The 3,937-nt window shown below is 47.1% G+C and carries 6 protein-coding genes; all 6 read left to right on the top strand.

The window, feature by feature from the left end:
• Nucleotides 1–307 precede the first annotated feature (307 nt).
• The 6 genes from ACR2PX_RS16200 to aroE all read left to right on the top strand — a co-directional run bounded on the left by ACR2PX_RS16200 (nt 308) and on the right by aroE (nt 3,714).
• A complete protein-coding gene (locus tag ACR2PX_RS16200) occupies nt 308–853 on the top strand; it encodes an L-threonylcarbamoyladenylate synthase (RefSeq protein ID WP_434000393.1) in 546 nt (181 codons plus the stop codon).
• A 156-nt stretch (nt 854–1,009) separates the two neighbouring features.
• A complete protein-coding gene (locus ACR2PX_RS16195; RefSeq protein WP_434000392.1) occupies nt 1,010–1,285 on the top strand; it encodes a BrnT family toxin in 276 nt (91 codons plus the stop codon).
• 4 nt (nt 1,286–1,289) lie between these two features.
• The gene (locus ACR2PX_RS16190; RefSeq protein WP_434000391.1) at nt 1,290–1,496 is read left to right on the top strand and encodes a hypothetical protein; all 207 of its coding nucleotides are present in this window, start codon (nt 1,290–1,292) and stop codon (nt 1,494–1,496) included.
• Nucleotides 1,486–1,680 (top strand): hypothetical protein, encoded by a 195-nt coding sequence (locus tag ACR2PX_RS16185; RefSeq protein ID WP_434000390.1) that lies wholly within the window; start codon nt 1,486–1,488, stop codon nt 1,678–1,680. Before ACR2PX_RS16190 ends, ACR2PX_RS16185 begins: the two co-directional genes overlap by 11 nt.
• 194 nt (nt 1,681–1,874) lie before the next feature.
• Nucleotides 1,875–2,861: an oxygen-dependent coproporphyrinogen oxidase gene (hemF, locus tag ACR2PX_RS16180; protein ID WP_434000389.1), complete on the top strand. Its 987-nt coding sequence runs from the start codon at nt 1,875–1,877 to the stop codon at nt 2,859–2,861.
• A gap of 16 nt (nt 2,862–2,877) precedes the next feature.
• Entirely contained in the window at nt 2,878–3,714 is an 837-nt protein-coding gene (aroE, locus tag ACR2PX_RS16175) for a shikimate dehydrogenase (protein WP_434000388.1), read from the top strand.
• Nucleotides 3,715–3,937: the final 223 nt, after the last annotated feature.

Below are 3,937 nucleotides of genomic sequence, written 5' to 3'. Positions count from 1 at the left end.
AAAAGTCCGGTTTGAGACAGTTTTTATGATTATTTGAGGCGAATAGCGAGCTATTCAACGAAAAGAATCATAAAAAATGGCCAAATCAGGCTTTTTCGCAGTAGGTCAGTGGTAAGTCCGACAGGCTTCTAGACAGCTTTACTTAATTTGTGCGAATAGTTGACCTATTTAAGCAAATTCAGTGGAAAAGATGACCGTTCTTTCTGGACTTTAGGCTGAGCTGTCTATTCTCAGCCAGGCTCCTTCTAGCAGTGGGTTTGATGCCTTGTTAGAATCCGTTACTCGCTGATCAAGTTGATGAAACTCTATGTCTAAAGTTCAGACTGTTATCGAGCAGGGCGGGGTTATAGCCTACCCTACGGAAGCGGTCTGGGGGCTCGGATGTGACCCCTGGAATCGGGAAGCTGTTTATCAAGTGCTGGCTATCAAGCATCGCCCTGTAGAAAAGGGATTGATACTGGTAGCTTCATCTATGCAGCAGATTGATCCGCTGCTTTCGAACCTGACTGAGACTCAGCTTGAAACTCTTTCAGCCAGCTGGCCAGGCCCCTACACCTGGCTACTGCCTGACCCTGATCAGTGGACACCGGACTGGATTCGTGGAAAGTTCAATACGGTGGCTGTCAGGGTCAGTGCTCATCCGGTGGTGAACAGGCTTTGTGAACAGGCAGGGCATCCACTGGTATCTACTTCTGCCAATCAGGCAGGAGAATCTCCATTGATGACAGAGCAACAGGTTCAGGAACAGATGGGTAGCCAGGTGTCACTGATTGTTTCCGGTGAAACCGGCCCACAGACTGAACCCTCTGAAATTCGTGACCTTCAGACAGGACAAGTGATCAGAGCCGGTTGATGCTATACCACACCAATAATAACAAGCGGAATCTTTTGTAAACTTGGTCTTCCACCAAAAACAGGTGGTCAGAAGAGTGTTGTTGCCAATAGAATATCCGCAGTTACGATAGCTGATAAAATCAGCACTTTGTTATAGCTACATAGGGCAGTGAACGTGTTTTTTGAATGGGATGAGAATAAAAACCAAATAAATTTAAGAAAGCATGATATTGATTTCGTAGAAGCCGCAAAAGTTTTCAAAGACCCTAATTTTATAGTGAGTGGAGACGGCAGGCATGATTATGGAGAAGCACGCTTTCAGATCATCGGAGCTGTTGATCCTTACGGGATTCTGCTAGTTGTATATACTGAGCGTCACGAAGATACGATTAGGATTATTTCAGCTCGTAAAGCAGACAAAAAAGAGCGCCGTATATATCAAACAGGGTAAAATTATGGCAATAGTACGTCACTCTCAAGATGAATTGGACAAAATGAAAGGCGAAACAAATGAAGAACGCCTTAAAAATCTGACTGAAGAGGAGATAGAGGAACGAGCTAAGTCTGATCCAGACAACCCGCCTCTGACTGATGAACAATTGAAAGAATTCAAACGACCCAGTGAAGAATACCAAAAGAGGTTTCAAAAAGATGACAAATAGAAGATACACCCAAAACGACATAAATAACCAAAAAGGTAAAACTGACTGGAATAAGTTAGAGCAGAAAACCGATAGTGAAATAGCAAAAGCTGCATTGAATGACCAAGATGCCCCTTTAACTTCTGACTATGACGCTAACAAGTTTAAGTCCAGAAAAGCAATGCGGCATAAGCTTGGCTTATGATATTGACTCTCAGTACAATTGAACCGAAATTTGAGTAAAGCCAGTAATCGCCGGAGTTGTTCTTGAGTTGCCGCAACCTTTCAGTTAGATGGCGCTTGCGCCCATTCTAAAAACCCATGACCAGCTATCGCCAGCCAGGGGTTTTCAGTTCTGTTAAACTTGATCCTCATTTTTCAGCCAGCCCAGGGAATATTATGGTGACCGACGCCCATACTGGAAAAGCCACTGATCCAGAAAACAACAGCGAACCGGTAGACAGCCTTGAGCCTATAAACAGCCATGAACAGGTAGAGCGAGTCAGGCAATACCTGTTGTCATTACAGGACGCTATCTGTAACGCCCTGGAAAAAGAAGACGGTGGTACTGTTTTTCGCGAAGAATCCTGGGAATACCATGGCGGCGGTGGTGGTCGTGCCCGAGTGATTGAAGGCGGTTCGCTGTTTGAAAAAGGCGGCGTTAACTTTTCCTACGTGAAAGGCAATAAATTGCCTCCTTCCGCAACAGCAAAAAGACCCGAGCTGGAAGGCCGCAGCTTTCAGGCTATGGGGGTTTCTCTGGTCATTCATCCCAGAAATCCGTTCGTTCCCACCTCTCACGCTAATGTTCGTTTGCTGATTGCTGAGAAAGAAGGCGCTGATCCGGTCTGGTGGTTTGGTGGGGGTTATGACCTGACACCTTATTATGGCTTTGAAGAAGACTGCAGTCACTGGCATCAGGTGGCCAAGTCAGCCTGTGAGCCTTTTGGTGAAGACGTTTATCCCCGCTACAAGAAATGGTGTGACGATTACTTCTTTCTGAAGCATCGGAATGAGCCTCGTGGTATCGGTGGTTTGTTCTACGATGATCTGAATGAATGGCCTTTTGAACGCTGCTTTGAATTTATGCAGGCCGTAGGTAGCAGCTATATCGAAGCTTATCTGCCCATTGTCCAGAAACGCAAAGACACTGAGTACACTGAACAAAATCGTTATTTTCAGGAGTACCGGCGCGGTCGTTATGTTGAATTCAATCTGGTCTACGACCGTGGCACATTATTCGGTCTGCAATCCGGGGGACGCACCGAGTCTATCCTGATGTCTCTGCCTCCTGTTGTGCGCTGGGATTACAACTGGCATCCGGAAGACGGAACAGAAGAAGCCCGTTTGTACAATGAATTCCTGAAACCCAGAGAGTGGGTGTAATAAAATAGGAAACCCTATGGCTATACCTGTTGATCATTATGCTGTGATGGGTAATCCCATTGAACACAGCAAGTCACCCAGAATTCATGCCATGTTTGCAGAGTCCGTTGGGCACAAACTGAGTTATAACACTCAGCTTGTTCCAGTTAATGACTTTGAAGAGGCCGTCCGACGTTTCTTTAATAATGGTGGCTACCTTGGCCTGAGTGTGACCGTACCTTTCAAGGAGCAGGCCTGGCAGCTGTCTGCAGTACGCACAGCAAGGGCTGAGAAAGCAGGCGCAGTGAATACGCTCTGGATGGATGAGAAAGGAGCCCTGAACGGTGACAATACCGATGGATTGGGTCTGGTTCAGGACCTGATGGTTAACCACGGTGTTTCAATCAAGGGCGCACGGGTTCTGGTTCTTGGAGCTGGTGGAGCGGTAAGAGGTGTTCTTGAGCCTATCCTCGCACAAGAGCCATCTGAATTGGTGATAGCCAACCGTACTGTCAGCAAAGCTGAAACGCTGGCAGGCCTGTTCCCGGAAAAACCGGTAAAAGCCTCCGGCTTATCAGAGCTGGAAGGCAGTTTTGACATCATCATCAATGGTACCTCTGCCAGCTTGCACGGAGATCTGCCTCCTGTTCCTGCGACAGTGATCGCACCTGCGACCTGCTGCTATGACATGATGTACTCTGCGACTCACACTGTATTTAACCAGTGGGCTTTGGATCATAGTGCTGGAAAAGTCATCGATGGACTGGGTATGCTGGTAGAGCAGGCAGCCGAGCAATTTGCTATCTGGAGAGGTGTTCGGCCTGAGACTAAACCTGTCCTGCAAATGCTCAGAAATGAGCTCTCTGGAAACTGAGCAGCTTGAATAACGCAGGGCTCTTTTCCCAAGAGCTCTGTGCTTTATAGAAAACCTTCTGTGCCAGGCTCAATACTCTGCTATTTTCCTTGTTGTTTATCGGTTGAGCGTAAAACCCCGTACTTTGAGTGCGGGGGTGTAAGCTCGTCGGCGATAGCCGACTAATGCGGTGTTCTCTGCTGCTGAACGTACTGTTTGATGACTTCTATAGGAGCGCCACCGC

It is taken from the genome of Endozoicomonas sp. (genome assembly GCF_051008435.1).
GTDB lineage: Bacteria > Pseudomonadota > Gammaproteobacteria > Pseudomonadales > Endozoicomonadaceae > Endozoicomonas_A.
The sequence above is the reverse complement of the archived record's forward strand: the minus strand, read 5'-3'. Positions and strand labels throughout refer to the sequence as shown.